This window comes from Yoonia sp. 67-2, from assembly GCF_035117555.1.
GTDB lineage: Bacteria > Pseudomonadota > Alphaproteobacteria > Rhodobacterales > Rhodobacteraceae > Yoonia.
The window spans coordinates 88,540-107,976 of the sequence record NZ_JAYKPK010000005.1 but is presented as its reverse complement, the minus strand read 5'-3'; the positions used below and the strand labels follow the sequence as shown (position 1 = coordinate 107,976).

Here is a 19,437-nt window from a genome sequence, read left to right as displayed (position 1 = left end):
GGCCGCAGATTAGCCGGATCGCGGCGCGATACAATGTCACATTGCGACGTAAAACTGCCTTTGCGCGGCGGCGCTGATCAACCCGTCCCGTCCTGCGTGATTTGCGGCGCGGCGAGCGCGACGCTGAGTCTATTCGGTCGTTCAGCGGACGCCGATCGCGGCCAGTGCTTTGGACAATTCCGGCGGCAGCGCCTCTTCATGCTGCCGGCCCTCGGGCAGATCATCGGGGGCGTCGGCCACCGGCAGATAACGCCAGCCTTGAAACGCACGTTTGGGCGTCGCGGCAACACGGATTAGGCCAGGTTTGCAGACAATCGCACAACGCCGAATATCATCCCCGCCGAAATATTCATCCAGCCGCAGGATTGGCTGACGGCACAGGATCACCCCTTTGATCACCCAATAGATTGACCCGCCATTCAGGATTTCTTCCGCGCGCTTGGGCCACATCCGGGTGATGTGGCGCGGCAGCCCATCATCGGTCTGCGCGCGCCCTGTCGCCTGCCAAGCGGCAAGATCGGCCATATCTTCAGTGCCAACCGAAAGTTTCAGCAAGTGAACAAGTTTGGTCATCTATCCCCCCCGGGATAAGGTCGAAATAAGGCCGCAATCCCGCATGACAAGGGTGCGACAAAATATATGAACGATCAAGGATAATGCCGGTTGAAACCACTACATCTTGCGGTCTAGAAGACCGTTCCAGAATCTCGTCAACTCGCCTAACATGACGCACAGACGCCGTGTCCGCCAGCATGAAAGCACATCCCATGTCCCATTTCACCGCCCCCATCGCCGAACAAATCTGGGATATGAAATATCGTTTCAAAGCCGCGGATGGCACCGCCATCGATGAAACGGTCGAGGATACATGGCAGCGCATCGCCAAATCCCTGGCCGTGGTCGAGGCGGATCCAAAGGCTTGGGAAGGCAAATTCTACGACGCTCTGGCCGATTTCAAATATCTGCCCGCAGGCCGGATCACCGCAGGTGCCGGGACCGCACGCTCGGTCACCTTGTTCAATTGTTTCGTTATGGGCACCGTGCCTGACAGCATGGGCGGCATTTTCGACATGCTGAAAGAGGCCGCTCTGACCATGCAGCAAGGCGGCGGCATCGGCTATGATTTCAGCACGATCCGGCCCAAAGGTGCCTCCGTGCTGGGTGTTGCCGCCGATGCCTCTGGTCCCTTGTCCTTCATGGATGTCTGGGACGCGATGTGCCGCACGATCATGTCGGCAGGCTCGCGCCGTGGCGCGATGATGGCCGTGATGCGCTGCGATCACCCGGATATCGAGGCGTTCATCACCGCCAAATCCGACCCCGCGCGCCTGCGCATGTTCAACATGTCGGTGCTGATCACCGATCCGTTCATGGCGGCGGTCAAATCGGATGGCGATTGGGATCTGGTATTTGGCGGGCAGGTTTACCGGACGATCAAGGCGCGTGACCTGTGGGATACGATCATGCAATCGACCTATGATTATGCCGAACCGGGCGTGATCTTCATCGACCGCATCAACCAGATGAACAACCTCAACTATTGCGAAACCATCGCTGCGACGAACCCTTGCGGTGAACAGCCCCTGCCACCTTATGGCGCGTGTCTGTTGGGCTCGATCAATATGGCGCGGCTGGTCAGCGATCCGTTCGGCGATAGCGCGCAACTGGACGGCGCCGCGCTGACCGATCTGGTCGCCACCGCCGTGCGGATGATGGACAATGTGGTGGATGCATCGCGCTTTCCGCTGCCCGCGCAGCAGGAAGAGGCGAAGAATAAGCGCCGCATCGGGCTGGGTGTGACCGGTCTTGCAGATGCTTTGCTGATGGTCGGGTTGCGCTATGGCTCGGAAGAGGCGGCAGCCCAGACCGACAAATGGATGCATGCGATCGCGCGGGCCTCTTACCTTGCTTCGGTGGACCTCGCCAAAGAAAAAGGTGCCTTCCCGCTGTTCGATGCTGACAAATACCTCGCCAGCGGTGCCATGCAGCAGATGGATGATGACGTGCGCGATGCGATCCGTGAACATGGTATCCGTAACGCGCTGCTGACATCCATCGCGCCGACCGGGACGATCAGCCTTTACGCAGGCAATGTCTCATCGGGGATCGAGCCGGTCTTTGCCTATGCCTATACCCGCAAGGTTTTGCAAAAAGACGGCACCAAGACCGAGGAAGAGGTCGTCGATTACGCCGTGAAAATGTGGCGCGACCTGAAAGGCGACACTCCCTTGCCCGATTACTTCGTCAATGCGCAAACGCTGGCCCCGCTCGATCACGTCCGCATGCAGGCCGCCGCACAGAAATGGATCGACAGCAGCATTTCCAAAACCATCAACTGCCCTGAAGATATCAGCTTCGACGCCTTCAAAGAGGTCTATATGGCCGCCTGGGACCAAGGCTGCAAAGGCTGCACGACATACCGGCCCAATGACGTGACCGGTTCTGTCCTGTCGGTCTCCGAAGAAAAACCAGCGCTTCTTATTTCCGAAAATACTCCCGCCGGAGGCGACCCGGAAGAATCTGATGTCACCGCCCCCAGCGGCGAAGTGGTCTATATGAGCGAACCGCTCGACCGGCCACAGGAGTTGGAAGGTGCGACCTACAAACTCAAATGGCCCGACAGCAACCATGCGATCTACATCACGATCAATGATCTGGTCGTCGCGGGCCACCGCCGCCCGTTCGAGATTTTCATCAATTCCAAGAATATGGAACATTTCGCCTGGACCGTCGCGCTCACGCGGATGATCTCGGCCGTGTTCCGGCGCGGCGGGGACGTCACATTTGTGGTGGAAGAGCTGAAAGCCGTGTTCGATCCGCGCGGCGGCGCATGGATGCAGGGCAAATATGTCCCGTCTATCCTTGCTGCAATTGGCGGGGTGATCGAACAGCACATGGTCTCCATCGGTTTTCTGGCGGGCGAGGGCATGGGTCTGAAAACCGACCCCACGGCAGATGTCGTCAGCCTTGGCGGCAAACGCGGCAAGGCTTGTCCATCCTGTGGATCCTATGACCTGCGAATGGTTGAAGGCTGCATGACCTGCGGGTCGTGCGGCCATTCGAAATGCGGGTAAAATTTGGGTGGTTGTTGGTGAGCGACAAGGTTCTCAGGTGGATGTCCAGATGGGGCCCGACGGGCCCCGTCTGTAGCTAAGTATCATTTCTTTCGTTATGAATTTGGCTTTTGCAGGAGTTGGATGGGCGCCAGTGGTTCCGGCACCGGCGCTGGCAGGAGCTTGTCCCGCCCGGACATGATATCTCCCTGCACCTGTTCCGTCAGGCGCTGTGCATCGCGGCGCCGGACATCTTCCAGCGCCTCGGCGACGGTGGTCTCGTCCCAGCCAAGGCGGCGCAGCCCTTCCGCCCCCATCAGCAGCGCCGATTCCACTGTCTCACGGACCTCAAAGTCCACGCCAGCGCGGATCAGTTCCATCGAATGGCCCCGGTCATAGCTGCGCGCCAGCACGGTCGCATTCGGAAACTCGTGCTGGATCAGTGTGGCAATCGCGCTGACGGCGCGGCGATCATCGACGCAGATCAGGATCACCTGCGCTTGCCTCGCGCCCGAAGCGTGCAAGATGTCCAGCCGCGTGCCATCGCCGAAATAGACCTTGAACCCGAACCGCGCTGCCTCGCGGATGCGGTCAGGATTGTTCTCGATCACCGAGACCTGCGCGCGCCGCGCGAGCAGCATTTGCAGGGCGATCTGACCAAAGCGCCCGAAGCCAATGACCAGCACCTGTCCGCGAAGACCATCTGCCTGCTCTACGCCGTCCAGCGCGGCACCCGGGGCGCGCAACAGCCGGTCGGCGGCGATCAGGATCAGCGGCGTGATCGCCATAGACAGTATTACGACCGTCGAGAAGATCGCATTCTCGCGCGCATCGATAACTCCGCCAGCCAGCGCGGCCGTGTAGAGCACAAAGGCAAATTCGCCGCCCTGGGCGAACATGACCGTCCGGCGCAGGGCGGGCAAATTGGCACCGCCAAAAGCCCGCGCAGTGGCATAAATCGCAATCGCCTTGACCAGCACATAGACCACCAGCATGGCCAGCAGCAGCGGCCATTCCGCGGCCACGATGGTCAGGTTCAGCGACATACCGACGGCAAGAAAGAACAGCCCCATCAGAAGGCCCTTGAACGGTTCGATGTCGCTTTCGATTTGATGGCGATAGCTGGAGCCAGAGAGCAGAACGCCGGCAATGAACGCGCCCATTGCCATCGAAAGGCCCACGGCATCCATCAGGAGGGCGGCTCCCAGCACGACCAGCAGAGCACCGGCACTGAGCACTTCGCGGGTGCGCGCACGCGCCAGAAGGGCAAAGAACGGATCCAGCAGCCACCGCCCGGCGACCAGTAGCGCGACCAGGCCGGCCAGCGCCAGCATCACTGCACTCAGCCCGCCCTCGCCTTGCGCGACAGGCGAAAGGAAGGCCACAATTGCCAGCAACGGCACAATCAGAAGATCTTCGAACAACAGGATAGAAACGGATTTTTGCCCCTCGATGCTGGCGATTTCACCCCGTTCCTGCAAGGTGGACATGATCACAGCCGTCGAGGACAGCACAAAGCCCGCCCCCGCAACGAAAGCGGTGATTGGTGGAAGCGCGAAAACCATTGCGCCAGCGACCGACAGCAACGCAATCGCAAGGCTTACCTGTGCTAGCCCCAGCCCAAAAATCTGCCCGCGCAGCGCCCAAAGCTTTTGCGGGCGCAGTTCCAGCCCGATGACGAACAGAAACATCACAACACCCAGTTCGGCGAAATGCAGGATCGTATCAGGATGCGTGAAAAGTCCCAGCAAAGATGGCCCAACCAACGCCCCGGCTGAGAAATATCCCAGCACCGACCCCAGTCCCAGACGCCGGAACAGCGGTACGGCAATCACCGCAGCCCCCAACAGCACGACCGCCGGGCCAATGACTGGCCCCAACCCCTCTGTGGCCATCGGGCCGCTCCTTTCAAAGTGCAACGCCCGGGCGCGAACGCGACAGGCATCGTTCAAGCTATAGATGCCACCCCCCGGGTCATTCCGGCGGCTGGCGTAGCGCCTTTGTCCATCATAACGCGAGGCGCATCGGCGGCGTTACGAATAGTTTGCCGCTCGGATCGCGAAAGTACAGGCCGTTGCTTACTTTGTTTCGCAAATAATCCAGGGCTGTGCGCCCTAAGATCAATCCACACCGTCAAGCCTTCGACGGGGGCAACACGTCCTGCCATTCAGGGTGGCGACCGATCATGGCCTTGGCGAAAGGGCAAAGCGGGATGATGACCACCTTGTCCCGCCGCGCGTCCTCGACCGCCTGCCGCACCAGCCTTTCTCCGGCCTTGCGGCCACGCAAAGCGTCGGGAACTTCGGTATGGTCGATGATGATCTTGCTTTTGCCGACGCGGCTGTAGGTCATCTCGGCCTCGACACCGTCGATGACCAGTCGGTAGCGCCCCTTCGACTGTCCATCTTCCCGCTCAACGGTGCCATCTGTCTCAGAGACGGTCGGCGTCAATGCGGCAGTCGCGGCGCGCACCTTGCGCGGCTGCCCCTGCGCACATTCCAGAAGATCACGGTCCCATCCGCCGAGGTCGGCCGCAGCCTCGTAGGTGGAGACCAGAAACGCCATCAGAGCCTCGTCGGGATCGGCCGCAGTCTGCACGGCATCGTAGGGCAGTATGAATTCCGACAGGCCCTCATGCCAGAAGGCCGCCTCGGGCCGGACCGGCGCAGCTCGATACGCGCCGGGCGCCGGATAGGCGTAAGCATAGAAAGCGGGGTAGTCGATGCCATTGCCGCCCGGCCAGAAACCTGCCGAAGATACTTCCCGGTCATATGCTTCCTGCGCCACGTTATCTGGCAGCGAAGGAATTCCCGCAGGATGGAGCGGCGCGCGCCGCCCGGAGAAACGGGTGACCGCGAGATCCATTGCTCCCCAGAACAGGTGAACGGGACTGGACTTGCCCAGAAAAGATGTCCGGAACCTGCCCAATACCCTGTCGATCGCCACCAATGCCTGATGATAGCGCTGCACCGCATCTCGGTCATAAGGCCGGTCGCGATGATCCTCGCTGAATGGGATGGGGTTCGGCACCTCGTTCGGGGTGTCGTTGAAGGTCGGCGTGCCGCCGAGGTCGGTAATCAGTTGCGCGAAGTTTGCGCGAAACGCCGCGACCGTCGACGGCCCAAGCGCGAACATGGCAGTGCGGCCATTGCCGCAGGTGCCTATCACCTTGTGCTCACGGAAGTCGAAACGAATTTCGATGCCCGGACCGTCCGGGATCGGCGAGGAGGTCAGGCCGGTCGGCGCGACATAGAAAGTAGCGTTCCAGGAATGGTTGAGCCACGGCGTGTGCGCGAGCCGGTATTTTCCAACGATTTGCAGATACAGATGCAGGGCGGAACAGGTCTCCCGCCATCCAAGGTAGTCGAGGGGAGGCCATTTGTTGGTCATTATGCGTTTTCTCCGTCCAACATTCGCTTCTTCGCGGGCATTGCTTTCGTTTGCGTGGCGAGCCTTGGCTCAAGGTAAATAATCACTGGTTCACGTCAATCTGGCAAGTCTATGTGCTCGTCACGGTCATCAACCGGAAGATCGAACCGACCCTTGCCCCAGTTCGCGGCGCGCCATTCGGCCTTAGCCTCTTCGATGCGGCGTAGAAGATTTCTGACAGCATCGTCGCAGGAGCGACCGCGCCATAAGCTCTGCCAAGGATCAACTGCACGGAGATCCCGTCATCCTCTATTGCCGGGAGCGTGTTTTTGTCGTGATGCTCGAAACTTGGCGCCACGTCTTCACGGCTGTCGGGTAGCGCCAGCCGGGTCTGGATGCCGAACAGGCTGTTCGGACCGCTGCGGGCAACCGCCGAACTGCGTTCCGAATGGGTCACGCCATTCCCGGCGACCATCCAGTTCAACGCACCAGGGCTGATGATCTGATCGGCGCCAGTGCTGTCGCGGTGACTCATCTCAGTAAGCCGGCAAATTAGTTACTCATTGACACGGCCTAGCAAGTCATGACATCGGTGTCATGACATCGGTGTCATAGTGATTTGTATGCACAGTTGGCGATGCGCTGTCTTTGGAGGGGGGCGAGGGGAGGATTATGGCTACAATATATGATGTCGCGCGTGCAGCCGGCGTGTCGGCGAAAACTGTGAGCCGCGTTTTGAACAGTGACGCCCCTGTCAAGACCGCCACCCGGGAACGGGTCGAGGCCGCGATTGCCGCTCTTGGTTTTGTGCCTTCAACTGCTGCCCGCATGATGCGGTCTAACCGGTCGGGGCTCATCGGGCTCATCACGGGTGCGATCTCGCAGACAACGGATCAGCCCGCCAGCCATGGTCTGCCCGATTTGGTGATCGTCCAAGCCATCCAGCGCGGCATTGCCTCAAGCGGTATGACCGTCATGATCGCCGATACCGGCGGTCAGTCCGATCAGGTCGCGCCACTGGTACAGACCTTCCTGGAGCACCGGGTGCAGGGGTTGATCTATGCCGCCGATTTTCATCAGCGTGTTGCCTTACCGCTTGTTCCCAAAGGCTTTCCGCTGGTGCTCGCAAATTGCTTTGACGATGCGGGCACGCCCTCGATCGTTCCTGACGATCGGCGCGGCCAGCACATGCTTGTCGAGCGCTTGCTCCGGGCCGGTCACCGGCGGATCGGCTACCTCACACTGGGTCGCCAGATGGTGGCAACCCAGCTGCGCACCGAGGGCTATCGCAGCGCTCTGGACGAGGCAGGTATTGCCTACGACCCGGCGCTTGTCGTGCTGGCCTATATCGATGATGCCAAGCTTGGCAGCAAACTGCTGTGGGATGCGATCGACCGGCTGATGTCTTTGCCGGAGCCGCCTACGGTGCTGTGTTGCGGCAATGACGCGATGGCGATGCGTGTCTATGGAATCCTGCGTTCGCGCGGCCTGCGGGTGCCGCAGGACATTTCTGTTGCCGGGTTCGATGACCACAGGATCATCGCGGAAACGCTTTATCCGCCACTTACCACCGTCGAATTGCCTTATGCCGCTATCGGTGCGCGTGCGGCGGAACAGTTGCTTTCGTTGATCGAATCCGGCCCCGACCGTAACGCCGACAGGATGCCGACCCTCGTGGCGGGTCCGGTCATCTGGCGCGAGTCGGTGCTGAGTCGGACGCCAATTGTCGAATTTCAAAACCAAGGGAGAGAGAGACTATGACAATGATGAAATTGAGTGCAAGTGTGCTCGCCTTATTGGCTGGCACCGCCGCTTCGGCGCAGACCGAATTGTCGATGTGGTATCATGGCGCCGGAAACGTTGTGGAGAGTGAGATCCTCAATGGTATCGTCAGCGACTTCAACGAAAGCCAGTCCGACTATGTCGTGTCTATCGAGAGCTTTCCTCAAGGTGCTTATAACGACAGCATCGTTGCCGCCGCACTCGCAGGTAATTTGCCCGACATCATGGATGTCGACGGGCCGGTCATGCCGAACTGGGCCTGGGCCGGCTATATGCAGCCGCTGCTGATCGACGAAGAGATTATTGCGGATTTTCTTCCCGGAACGAAGGGCTATTACAACGATCAGCTTTATTCTGTTGGTTTCTGGGACGCGGCGGTGGCCCTGGTCACGCGTCAGTCCATCCTTGATGAACTCGGACTGCGTACGCCGACACTGGACGAGCCATGGACCGGCGAGGAATTCAACGCGGCTCTGGAGGCGGCCAAGCAGAGCGGCAATTACGATTATGCGATCAATCTTGGGATGGCCGATGCGGGGGAATGGTATCCCTATGCGTTCAGCCCGTTCCTGCAGTCTTTCGGTGGCGACATCATCGACCGCGACACCTATCAGACCGCTGAGGGCGTGCTGAACGGTGACGAAGCAATAGCCTTTGGCGAATGGTGGCAGAGCTTGTTTGAGGCAGGCTATGCACCCGGCACGAGCCAGGATCCCGCTGACCTGCAGACAGGTTTCACCGATGGTCGGTTTGCCTTCAGTTGGACCGGAAACTGGATGGCGCTGAATACGCTTCTGGCTTTTGAAGACACCCTGTTTCTTCCTGCCCCAGATTTCGGCAGCGGGCCGAAGATCGGTGCCGCAAGCTGGCAGTTCGGCGTATCCGCGACGTCCGAACACCCCGAGGGAGCCGCTGCCTTCATCGCGTTCGCGCTGCAAGATGAGTACCTTGCCGCATTCTCGAACGGTATCGGGCTTATCCCTGCGACACCGACCGCAGCGGAGATGACGGAATACTACAGCGAAGGTGCGCCTATGGCGGTGTTCTTCGATCTATCGGCCGCCCAAGGGACGCTCCGGCCTGTCACGCCCGGCTATGTGGTCGCGGCGAAGGTGTTCGAGAAAGCTCTGGCTGACATCGCCAATGGCGCTGATGTGGCCGATACGCTCGATGCTGCGGTGGATGAGATTGATACCGATATCCAGCGCAACAGCGGATATAACTGAGTGCCGCGGGCTCCGGCGCGGGCGCGCTGGAGCCTTTTTTCCATTGGAAATGAGTGAACGGGGCTGACCATGGCACGCGCCAGCAAACTGACAACCAATACCGCTGCCGGATGGGCGATGGCGCTGCCGGGTTTCGGCCTGATTGCGATGTTTATTATCTTGCCCTTCTTTTTCGCGATTGCGCTTTCGTTTACCAATCAGCGGCTTATTTCGCCAAACCCGACGCAGTTCATCGGTATGGCCAATTATAGCCAGCTGCTTGGTGTCGGGATCACGACGATCCAGCCCGAGCGCGACGATGAAGGCGAGATCATTCGCAATGCCGCCGGTGCGCCCGAATATCCGCGCCTGCGCAGCATCGTCCGGGGCAATCCAGATTTTGCCAATCTCGAAGGCATGCGCGAATGGTTCTCGTGGGAAACTGGCGATGAGGCGCGCAGGATCGTGCTTGCACGTGACGTGGTGTTTATGAAAGCGCTGGTGAATACAGTGCTTTTCGTCATCATCGTAGCACCGGTTCAGGCGACAATCGCGCTCGGGCTGGCATTGCTGATCAATCAGCGCCTGCGCGGGATCAGCTTTTTCCGCGCTGTTTATTTCATGCCCGTCGTCGTCTCAATCGTGGTTGTGTCGCTGTTGTGGCGGTTCATTTACGACGGCAATAATGGCCTTTTGAACAATATGCTGGCCGCTTTGACCTTTGGCTGGTTCGAAGGTCATGACTGGCTTGGGGATCCGTCGACAGCTCTTGGCGCGATCATGGTGATGTCAATCTGGCAAGCGGTCGGTTTTCACATGGTGATCTGGCTGTCCGGCCTGCAAACAATTTCGCCGACGCTTTATGAGGCTGCCGCCATCGAGGGTGCATCAAAAACGCAGACTTTTCGCTATGTGACATGGCCGGGCCTTCGCAATACTGCAGTGTTGATCCTGATCGTCATCACCATGCAGGCCTTTGCCCTGTTCGCGCAGATTGACGTCATGACCAATGGTGGCCCCCGCGACAGCACACAGACCATCGTCTTTCAAGCCGTTGAGCGCGGCTATAGCCGGCAGGACATTTCGGGTGGTTCAACCATATCGGTGCTGCTGTTCTTGCTGGTCCTGACGATCAGCCTGATTCAAGGCATCCTCACACGGGAGAAAACGTAATGGCCGCTATCAGCCCCGACAACACCGGATTGAGGCTTGCTGTGCGCTACGCGGTACTCTCGTTGATCGCGGTCGTCTTTCTGTTTCCGTTGGTATTCATGGTGATTTCATCGCTGAAGCCGGATGCGCAATTGCTGGCCGACACGGCAAGCTTGCGGGCGTTTCTGCCGGTGGGTGACATCTCTTTGGACAATTACACCGCAGCATTCGCGCGGGCGCCTGTCGGGCTCTTTGTCTTCAACTCTGTTCTAGTGACAGGCGTTACAGTGTTGTTTTCACTATTCATCTGCTCGCTTGCGGCCTTTTCCTTCGTGTTCTTGCGTTGGCGTGGCCGGGGACCACTTCTTACGATTATCGTGGCTACGCTGATTGTGCCTTTCGAGACAATTGCGATCCCGCTGTTATTGATCGCAGCCAACCTGCCGTGGATCGGGATGGACGGTGTGCAGATCGGCTGGCTGAACACTTACCGTGTTCAGATCATCCCGTGGATCGCGGATGGGCTGACGATCTTTCTGTTCGTCCAGTATTTCAAAGACCTGCCAAATGAACTGATCGAGGCGGCCCGCGTCGAAGGGGCGTCGTCATGGACGATCTATCGCCGGATCGTCATGCCGCTCGCCGGTCCGGTTCTGGCCACCGCTGCGATCCTGAAGTTTCTGGTGATGTATAACCAATACCTCTGGCCCTTGATGGTCGTCCAGCAAGAGGGTTACCGGCCCGTCATGGTCGGACTGCAGTATTTCTTTCAACTTAACCGCGCATGGGGCGAGATCATGGCCTATCTCAGCATGATCACCGTGCCTGTGCTCGCCTTCTATCTCTATATGCAACGCGCCTTTATCGCCTCGATCGCCTCGACAGGCGTCAAGGGCTGATCACTAGCCAACAGGAAAACACGATGACACTCGCACTTGACACGCACTGGATCTGGGACAGCTGGTATCTGCATGACGGTACCCGCTGGCATGGCTATTATCTCAAAGCGCCCAAATCCTTGGGCGACCCAGATCTGCGCCATTTCAATGTCGCGCAGGGCCATGCCGTCAGTGATGATCTGGTGAACTGGGAGCATCTGGGAACCTGTTTTGCCCCGAGTGAGACCGGACCGGCGTTTGACGATACCACGACATGGACCGGGTCGACATTGCGTGGGGATGACGGGCTATGGCATCTTTTCTATACTGGCGGCGGATCGGCCGAGAAAGGGATGTATCAGCGGATCGGCCATGCCACATCGACTGATCTGCATTCATGGAAACGCGTCGCAACGGCGACCGGCGATCCGGGGTTCTGTCTGGATCTGACCGGAAAGCACGCTGATCTTTATGAGAAAGATCATGCCATCGGCCATTGGCACGACCGCGCCATGCGCGACCCTTGGGTGATGCGCGACCCAGAAGGCGATGGCTGGCTGATGTATTTCACGGCCCGTGCGCCGGGTATCACCGAGCCGAATGCGGGCGGTGCCATCGGCTTTGCGACGTCGCCTGACCTTTACACATGGACGTTGCAGCCACCTGTTTTTACCGGCGATTATGGGCAGCTTGAGGTGCCGCAGGTGTTCGCGGTCAACGGCCAATGGTATTGCCTCTTCTGCACATCGGCGGAACATTTTTCGCAGGCGCGGGCAGCCGCTACGCCAGGCGGACCGGTGACAGGCTCGCATTACCTGATGGGGGATAGCCCGCGCGGGCCATGGCGGGTCGCGCCCGGCTTTCTGGACGGTGACCTGCCGTGCCGTCGCTATGCCGCAAGGATCTGTGACACGGCGCATCATGGTGGTGAAGGGTTGGTCATCATGGGGTTTGCCGATAGCGGCAAGGACAGTTTCAAGGGCTATGTGATGGACCCTGAACCGGTTGTCATCGCCCCGGATGGCACGCTGTCTGTCCAGCGCCTGTCACAAGCAGCGGAGTAGATTAGCATGGCACAAGTCAGTTTGCGGAATGTGCGCAAGGCATTCGGCGCGGTCGAGGTGATCAAGGGCGTCGATATCGAGATTGAAGATGGCGAATTCGTTGTTTTCGTCGGCCCGTCCGGCTGCGGGAAATCCACCTTGCTACGTATGATCGCGGGGCTGGAGGATATCACCAGCGGTGAGCTTGAGATCGACGGCGTGCGGATGAATGACCGCCAGCCAAAGGATCGCGGGATCGCAATGGTGTTCCAGACCTATGCGATCTTTCCGCATATGACCGTGCGCGAAAATGTTGCTTTTGGCCTGACGATCAAAAAAACACCAAAGGCCGAGGCGGCGGCAAAGGTCGCCGAGGCGGCGCGCATCTTGCAGATGGAGCATCTGATGGATCGCAAACCCAGCCAGCTTTCCGGCGGGCAACGCCAGCGTGTCGCGATCGGGCGGGCCATTGTGCGTGATCCGAAGGTGTTTCTGTTCGACGAACCCCTGTCCAATCTCGATGCGGCCTTGCGGATGGATATGCGGATGGAGATCGGCAAACTTCACCAATCTCTTGGCGCATCCATGATCTATGTGACCCACGATCAGGTCGAAGCGATGACGCTGGCCGACAAGATTGTGGTCTTGAAAGACGGTCTCGTGATGCAAGTTGGCACACCGATGGAGCTTTACCACGCTCCCGAGAACTTGTTTGTTGCGGGATTTTTGGGGGCACCATCGATGAACTTCATTGATGTGAAAGTGACGGACATGGGCCAGGAACTTGCTACTGTCGAGAATACTGCGATGCAGCCCATCACGGTGGCGCATAAAGGTCGGTCGCTGACTGTGGGAGGTAAGGGCGTTCTGGGTATTCGTCCGCAATATCTGCGTCCTGTCCCGCCATCCGAGGGCATGTTGTACGGCAAGGTCGCGCTGATCGAGCGGCTGGGATCTGAAACCGTGGTTGAAGTCATATTAAAGGACGGCGAGAAGGTCATCGCGGCTTTGGGCGAAGATCGCATTCTCGCGCCAGGCACCGAGATCGGATTACGCTTTGATCCGGCCCAGGCACATCTGTTTCCCGATGATGCAACCCAACGCATGACCACTCACTGATGCGCCCTGACTGGGAGCGTTCCAATAGGTGTTTGGTCACCCAGCGTCTTTGACAAGCTGCGGCAATGTCCGCTCCAGCCCCGCCCAGCCCGCAGGTTGCCACCCGAGCGCCTGCAGGTTGTCACAGCACATTACGCTGATGGGCGTATCGCTGGAGGGCGGCGGTATGTGAGGGGACGCGGTGAGCGATTTCACCCGCATCAGCAGGTCATGCCGGTCGAGCAGGATGTCCGAGGCGTTGAAGGTGCCCTGCGCCGTGCAACCCAGCAAAAGGCGCACCGCTGTGGCGAGGTCGGCACCATGCAGTTCTGTGCTGCGGCGAGATGAGATTGGCCGCCCGGCCAGAAAGTCGGCGAAAAGGCCGGTCCACTTATGGCCGGGACCGGGCCCATAGATGCCAGTGGCGCGGATTGCGGCGGTGCTGAACCCGGGCCCGTTCAATGCCTGCAAGGCCTGTTCCGCGTCCCATTTGACCTGTCCGTAAAGGGTGGTGGGCAATGGTGGCAGATCCTCGGTCAAACAGGTGCCGGGTGGATAGCCATCATAGACCGCGCGCGTGCTGAGGAAGATCGCACGCGCCACACCTGCGGCCTTGGCCGCTTCAAACAAGGCGACCGTGCCGTCGAGGTTGGCGCTGATAAAACCTGCGGGATCATCCGCTTCGCCACCGCGATAACGCCCCGGCGCGTGATGGAAGGCGCAATGCACCAGCGCGTCGCAACCGCTCAGATCCGGGCGGTCGCCTAGCCTGTAGTCGGGGCGGGACAAAGCGAGGACACCATCACCGGCGGCCAAAGCGTCAGCCACGATAAAGCGACCGACAAGGCCGGTGCCGCCGGTGATGGCGATCCTCATCTTGGGTTGGGCAGGCTGGCAGGGTCCGGCACCGGCCCGTCGCCGGCATGGGCGCGCCACAGGTCGATCAGAACGCGCAGTTGATCAGCTTTGGCATGATCCTGCCATGGCTTTTCATATTGAAAATGCAGGACATGGATATCACGCCAGTGCCACAGCTCGGGCAGGTTGAACCAGACATATTGCAGCATATTCATAAAGACCGGCAGCCCGAGCCAATCTGGAAAGTAGTGCTGCAAGAATGTCTGGTCGGTGCGCCGCCAGAACGCATCCGGCTGATCAAGCCTGATCAGCATCGCATCAAAAGTCGCCGGATCAGGCCGCGCCGTGAAGACACCGGAATTCATCCGTTGGAAATCGACGAGGCTCTCATAGACATTCGGGGCGGCGCAGAATTCCGGAAAATCGAACAGCCTGTCGATATTCTTTAGCACCAATGTATCTGCATCCAGAAAGATGACCCTGTCATAGGGCAATTGCCAGAGCCGCAGCTTGGCGAAATTATCCAGCGGCGTGTGAAAATCAGGTTTTGTGCCTTTTTTGAAGGGTGCAGCGCAGTGAAGGTTCTGCGTCGCATGGCGCAAATTGAAAGCGTCCGACGTCGGCAGCAGGTCAACCTTGTGCATGATCGCGCCAAGCGCCGCCAGCGGCGCAAGCACGTCCTGCGTCACGCCGCCGGTATGCATCACGACCTTGTCCGCCCGCGTCCCCGACAGGTTGAGCGAGCGCAGCAGGGCCTTGGCCCCCAAGGCGAAATCAGCATTGGTGACTAAGGTGACATAGGCATGCGTGCTCATGAAACGGATTTCAGCCGCTTGTGTTCGGGATCGATTTCGACCCGCGTCGCCAATTCCTTGGTCCAGGCGCTGACAGCGGGGACACGGGCGCGGTCGATGCGATGGGCAAATTTCCGGGCGATCTCGACCACTTCGTCCATCAGACCATCGGCCAAGGTCGTCGGGTTCAGCCCCAGCGCGAGGAATTGATCATTCTTCACGATCAGATCATTCTCGGCCGCTTCTTTGCGCGGATTGGGTAGCCAGGCGATCTGCGCGCCGGTCAGGCGTGCGACCATCTCGGCCAGATCGCGGATACGGTGGGTTTCGGTCATCTGGTTGAATATCTTGACCCGGTCACCCGCCTTGGGCGCATCCGACAGGGCGAGTTCAACACAGCGCACAGAATCGCGGATATGGATAAAGGCGCGCGTCTGCCCGCCAGTGCCATGCACCGTCAATGGATAGCCGATAGCAGCCTGAATTAAAAACCGGTTCAGCACCGTGCCGAAATCGCCGTCATAATCGAAACGGTTGATCAATTGCGCATGGCGCTGAGTCTGGTTGGTATGGGTGCCCCAGACGATACCCTGATGCAGGTCGGTGATCCGCAGCCCGTCATTCTGGGCGTAAAACTGGAACATCACCTGATCCAGCGATTTGGTCATGTGATAGACCGATCCGGGACGCGTCGGATAAAGGATTTCCTGCGCTTTTTTGCCGGCAGGCGTGTCGATCTCGACATCGAGATAGCCTTCGGGGATCGGCGCACCGACGCTGGAATAGCCGTAAACGCCCATCGTCCCCAGATGCACCAGATGCGCGTCGATGCCGGTTTCCACCATCGCGGTCAGCAGATTATGCGTCGCGTTGACGTTATTGTTGACAGTATAGACCTTATGGCGGTCTGATTTCATCGAATAGGGTGCTGCGCGCTGTTCGGCAAAATGAATGATGGCATCGGGGCGCTCAGCCTCCAGCCATTGGCGCAGGCGCTGATATTCCCTGGCGATATCAAGCAGATGGAAATGCAAGGTTCGCCCGGTTTCCTGTTTCCAGATCCGGCAACGTTCCTGAATACTGTCCATCGGTGTGAGCGACTGAACCCCCAGCTCGGTATCGATCCAGCGGCGCGACAGATTGTCGATGATATGCACCTCATGGCCGGCATTCGAGAGGTGCAGCGTGGTGGGCCAGCCGCAAAATCCATCACCGCCAAGAACCGCTATTTTCATCGCATTATTCCTTGATGTCAGAGGCCCACCCTGCGCGGGTCCTGCGCAATTTCAAGACAGGATACAATCGCGCGTTGCATCTGTCATATTAAAGTTTTGTGTCGGTGCCGGTCCGCCGAACAACGCCTTTTCGCTCAGGTAATGACTGCTATGCGCCCGACATCCGGCCCTGTCCTGACGCGATCATCTCGCACGTCGCATTCTCCAATGCAGGCCGCTCCACCGCGCGAAAAGGCCTTGGGTTGTCGTTGTCATGGTATCTCCTCCCTCTCGTGTAAATGTGTCAGGCGGTCAGGCGCAGCCCCTCTCCCGTGGTTGCGGACAGCGTTTCCCAAGATGGGTCGCGACTCCAGCAGACGGGCCAGCATCACCGGCTCCATCGCGTTCATCTGCAATTCCCCCGCCTTGTCGGCCATCGTCGCGGTCAGGTCATTGCCGATGACCGCATAGCAGACCTGATTGACCAATTCGGAGATGACCGGATTGACCTTGCCCGGCATGATTGACGACCCGGCCGCCACCGGCGGCAGGCTCAGTTCGTCCAGTCCCGCGCGCGGGGCCGCTGGACAGCAGACGCAGGTCGGATGCGATCCTGGACAACCGCACCGCCGTCGGTTTGAGTGCCTGCGACATCTGCAACAGCCCGCCCTGATGATATCCCGCGGCGAACAGATCCGCGGCGGATCAGCCATTTGCCGCGACAGATGCCCTTTTGGGCTTGGCAAAGCCGCTCCGACTGGTCAGTAGATCTGCCATGTTGCCACGCTCTTTCAAATCCGTCTGGAACCATTTCCGCTATCTTCCGCTGCTGTCCGTTCTGACCGTGTCGCGCGCGCGGCGGTTCGAAAAGAGGTCGCGTGCCTTGGGGTCCGCGGTCGGTTTCGTCATGCGCTGGTTTCCTCCTGCACAATGGCGTTTTGACCGCGAGGTGCTGCGCGTCTTTCCGCAAATGCCTCGCCATGAACGGGCGCGATTGGGGCAGGCGATGGGGCGCGCAATGGGGCGGACGTTGTTCGAGATTTACCATTGCGCCGAATTCCAGACCCGGCAGGACAAGTTCCATGCCTCTGGGCCGGGACTTGCGGCGCTGGCCGCGGCCCGTGCGGCAGGGCAGGGTGCCGTCATCGTCTCGGGCCATTTCGGCCAATGGGAAGCGGTGCGTGCCGCGCTGAAAGCGCGCGATATGGAAACCGGTGCCATCTATCGCCGCCAGCCTAACCCGCATTACCAGCGTCGGTTGTTGGCGGGGATCGAGGCGGGCGGCAAGCCGATCCTTGAAACCGGGCGTGCCGGAACCAAATCTCTGGTCCGGCACCTGCGCAGCGGCGGGTTCATGGCCATTCTGCTTGATGAGAAATATGCCGATGGCGTGCGGCTGCCGTTTCTGGGGCATTCTGCCTTAACGTCACTGGCAGCGGCGGAACTCGCGTTGAAATACGATCTGCTGATGCTGCCCGCCTATGGGATACGCCGCGCGGATGGCGATAGTTTCGATGTGGTGTTCGAGGACCCGATCCCGCATTCTGATGCACAGACCATGACACAGACCTTTAACGACAGCCTGTCAGCACGAATTCGCGCGACTCCCGATCAGTGGTATTGGATGCTGCGTCGCTGGAATGACGCGTGACCCTGCAAAGGGCACCGGGAATGATTTCAAATTGATCATGGAACAGGTGCTGCTTTTACGGCATGATCAATTTATTCAGATCATTTAGGGACATTGGACTATGACTCTTGCAGTCCCGAACATTAAATCCTGCACCGATTGCCCGATTCGCTATAACGCTGTCTGCTCAAAATGCGAACCTGACGAAATGGGGATGCTGGAGCAGATCAAATATTATCGGTCATATGCCGCAGGTCAGACGATTTTCTTTGCCGGCGACCCGTTGGAATTTGTCGGGTCGCTTGTTTCAGGTGTGGCCAGCCTGACCCGCACGATGCCGGATGGACGGGTGCAAATGGTGGGGCTGTTGCTGCCTGCCGATTTCCTGGGCCGGCCCAACCGCGACACGATTGAGTGTAATGTCACCGCAGAAACGGATGTGATGCTGTGCTGTTTCCGACGTAAACCATTTGAGAAACTGATCAACGAGACCCCGCATGTCGGCCAGCGCCTGCTGGAAATGACATTGGACGAGCTCGATGCCGCCCGCGAATGGATGCTGGTGCTGGGCCGCAAAACCGCACGGGAAAAGATCGCATCTCTGCTTTACATGATCGCGACGCGGATGGTGAAACTCAAACCCGGCGCCGTTCCTCAGGTGTCATTCACCCTGCCGATCACCCGCGAGACGATGGCAAATTACCTTGGCCTGACCATTGAAACCGTCAGCCGCCAGATGTCGGCGTTGAAGAAAGACGGTGTCATCAGCTTTGACGAACGGCGTGAGATCAAGGTGCCTGATCTTGAGGATCTGAAGGTCGAAACGGGTGAGGATGTGTTTTAAGGCAAGCGACTGTCGGTGCCGCTGCGATCTGGGCGCGCGAATTCAATCAGGTCCCAGCGATTGCCCCAAGGGTCGGACCAGACGGCGACCCGCCCGTAAGCCTCAACGCGCGGTGGTTCTTCGAACTGGATACCTGCGGCCAGCATCTGCCTATAATCGGTTTCGAAATTGGTGGTTTCCAGAAACAGCCAGACCCGCCCGCCGCCTTGATCACCAATGGCGTTTATCTGGCGTTCCCCCACAGCGCGTGCGAGCAGGATCTCGGTATCGCCGCCTGCAGGGGCGATCCGGACCCAACGCTTGCCGTGGCCGAGATCGGTATCCTCCCGACAGGTAAAGCCAATGCGCAGGAAGAACGCCAGCGCGTCGTCATAATCCGGGACAAGCAGAGAAAAGAATGCGATGCGATTGGCCATAAAATTGGCTAGCAAGAAAGCGCGCTGGGCTCAAGCGGCGGGGCGAACAGTCCCGACGACAGTGCGTAGGTCGGGGTTCTCCCCGACTTACCGCAGTCTCT

At 59.2% G+C, this 19,437-nt stretch carries 18 protein-coding genes; 9 read left to right on the top strand and 9 right to left on the bottom strand.

The annotated features are described in order from the left end of the window. Positions 1-141: 141 nt before the first annotated feature. Positions 142-573, bottom strand: coding sequence for a DUF1489 domain-containing protein (locus tag VOY09_RS09965; protein ID WP_322894854.1), 432 nt, complete (start codon positions 571-573; stop codon positions 142-144). 194 nt (positions 574-767) lie between these two features. On the opposite strand from VOY09_RS09965, the gene VOY09_RS09960 reads away from it, so the two are divergent. Continuing rightward, positions 768-3,074, top strand: coding sequence for an adenosylcobalamin-dependent ribonucleoside-diphosphate reductase (locus VOY09_RS09960; RefSeq protein WP_322894852.1), 2,307 nt, complete (start codon positions 768-770; stop codon positions 3,072-3,074). Positions 3,075-3,169: 95 nt separating this feature from the next. Here VOY09_RS09960 and VOY09_RS09955 read toward each other — a convergent pair whose 3' ends face one another. The 3 genes from VOY09_RS09955 to VOY09_RS09945 form a co-directional block, all read right to left on the bottom strand. Next, positions 3,170-4,948, bottom strand: a complete 1,779-nt coding sequence (locus VOY09_RS09955; RefSeq protein WP_322894850.1) for a monovalent cation:proton antiporter-2 (CPA2) family protein — start codon at positions 4,946-4,948, stop codon at positions 3,170-3,172. 238 nt (positions 4,949-5,186) lie between these two features. Then, positions 5,187-6,443 (bottom strand): DUF5996 family protein, encoded by a 1,257-nt coding sequence (locus tag VOY09_RS09950; RefSeq protein WP_322894848.1) that lies wholly within the window; start codon positions 6,441-6,443, stop codon positions 5,187-5,189. Between the two features lie 109 nt (positions 6,444-6,552). Continuing rightward, positions 6,553-6,957, bottom strand: coding sequence for a pirin family protein (locus VOY09_RS09945; RefSeq protein WP_322894847.1), 405 nt, complete (start codon positions 6,955-6,957; stop codon positions 6,553-6,555). A gap of 137 nt (positions 6,958-7,094) precedes the next feature. Here VOY09_RS09945 and VOY09_RS09940 point away from each other — a divergent pair, with 137 nt between their 5' ends. From VOY09_RS09940 to VOY09_RS09915, 6 genes are all read left to right on the top strand, one after another. Further along, a complete protein-coding gene (locus VOY09_RS09940) occupies positions 7,095-8,183 on the top strand; it encodes a LacI family DNA-binding transcriptional regulator (protein WP_322894846.1) in 1,089 nt (362 codons plus the stop codon). Continuing rightward, positions 8,180-9,430 (top strand): extracellular solute-binding protein, encoded by a 1,251-nt coding sequence (locus VOY09_RS09935; protein WP_322894844.1) that lies wholly within the window; start codon positions 8,180-8,182, stop codon positions 9,428-9,430. Before VOY09_RS09940 ends, VOY09_RS09935 begins: the two co-directional genes overlap by 4 nt. A 69-nt stretch (positions 9,431-9,499) precedes the next feature. Then, positions 9,500-10,582 carry a sugar ABC transporter permease gene (locus VOY09_RS09930; protein WP_322894843.1) on the top strand — a complete coding sequence of 361 codons (1,083 nt, stop codon included), beginning with the start codon at positions 9,500-9,502 and terminating at the stop codon, positions 10,580-10,582. Next, positions 10,582-11,460, top strand: a complete 879-nt coding sequence (locus VOY09_RS09925) for a carbohydrate ABC transporter permease (protein ID WP_322894842.1) — start codon at positions 10,582-10,584, stop codon at positions 11,458-11,460. Before VOY09_RS09930 ends, VOY09_RS09925 begins: the two co-directional genes overlap by 1 nt. Positions 11,461-11,483: 23 nt before the next feature. Next, positions 11,484-12,503, top strand: a complete 1,020-nt coding sequence (locus tag VOY09_RS09920) for a levansucrase (protein WP_322894841.1) — start codon at positions 11,484-11,486, stop codon at positions 12,501-12,503. A gap of 6 nt (positions 12,504-12,509) precedes the next feature. Next, the gene (locus VOY09_RS09915) at positions 12,510-13,601 is read left to right on the top strand and encodes a sn-glycerol-3-phosphate ABC transporter ATP-binding protein UgpC (protein ID WP_322894840.1); all 1,092 of its coding nucleotides are present in this window, start codon (positions 12,510-12,512) and stop codon (positions 13,599-13,601) included. A 36-nt stretch (positions 13,602-13,637) separates the two neighbouring features. Here VOY09_RS09915 and VOY09_RS09910 read toward each other — a convergent pair whose 3' ends face one another. From VOY09_RS09910 to VOY09_RS09895, 4 genes are all read right to left on the bottom strand, one after another. Beyond that, the gene (locus VOY09_RS09910) at positions 13,638-14,456 is read right to left on the bottom strand and encodes an NAD(P)-dependent oxidoreductase (protein WP_322894839.1); all 819 of its coding nucleotides are present in this window, start codon (positions 14,454-14,456) and stop codon (positions 13,638-13,640) included. Further along, complete coding sequence (locus VOY09_RS09905) at positions 14,453-15,253, bottom strand: glycosyltransferase (protein ID WP_322894838.1); 801 nt, start codon at positions 15,251-15,253, stop codon at positions 14,453-14,455. Before VOY09_RS09905 ends, VOY09_RS09910 begins: the two co-directional genes overlap by 4 nt. After that, entirely contained in the window at positions 15,250-16,467 is a 1,218-nt protein-coding gene (locus VOY09_RS09900; RefSeq protein WP_322894837.1) for an NAD-dependent epimerase/dehydratase family protein, read from the bottom strand. The genes VOY09_RS09905 and VOY09_RS09900 overlap by 4 nt, the downstream gene beginning before the upstream one ends. 251 nt (positions 16,468-16,718) lie before the next feature. Further along, positions 16,719-16,967, bottom strand: coding sequence for a hypothetical protein (locus VOY09_RS09895; protein WP_322894836.1), 249 nt, complete (start codon positions 16,965-16,967; stop codon positions 16,719-16,721). Positions 16,968-17,221: 254 nt separating this feature from the next. On the opposite strand from VOY09_RS09895, the gene VOY09_RS09890 reads away from it, so the two are divergent. Together VOY09_RS09890 and fnrL are read left to right on the top strand one after the other, a co-directional pair. Then, the gene (locus tag VOY09_RS09890) at positions 17,222-18,097 is read left to right on the top strand and encodes a lysophospholipid acyltransferase family protein (protein ID WP_322894834.1); all 876 of its coding nucleotides are present in this window, start codon (positions 17,222-17,224) and stop codon (positions 18,095-18,097) included. 100 nt (positions 18,098-18,197) lie between these two features. After that, on the top strand, positions 18,198-18,920 hold the full coding sequence (fnrL, locus tag VOY09_RS09885; RefSeq protein ID WP_322894833.1) for a transcriptional regulator FnrL: 723 nt from the start codon (positions 18,198-18,200) through the stop codon (positions 18,918-18,920). Here fnrL and VOY09_RS09880 read toward each other — a convergent pair. Then, the gene (locus VOY09_RS09880; RefSeq protein WP_322894832.1) at positions 18,917-19,336 is read right to left on the bottom strand and encodes a VOC family protein; all 420 of its coding nucleotides are present in this window, start codon (positions 19,334-19,336) and stop codon (positions 18,917-18,919) included. The two genes, fnrL and VOY09_RS09880, sit on opposite strands and share 4 nt — an antisense overlap. Positions 19,337-19,437: the final 101 nt, after the last annotated feature.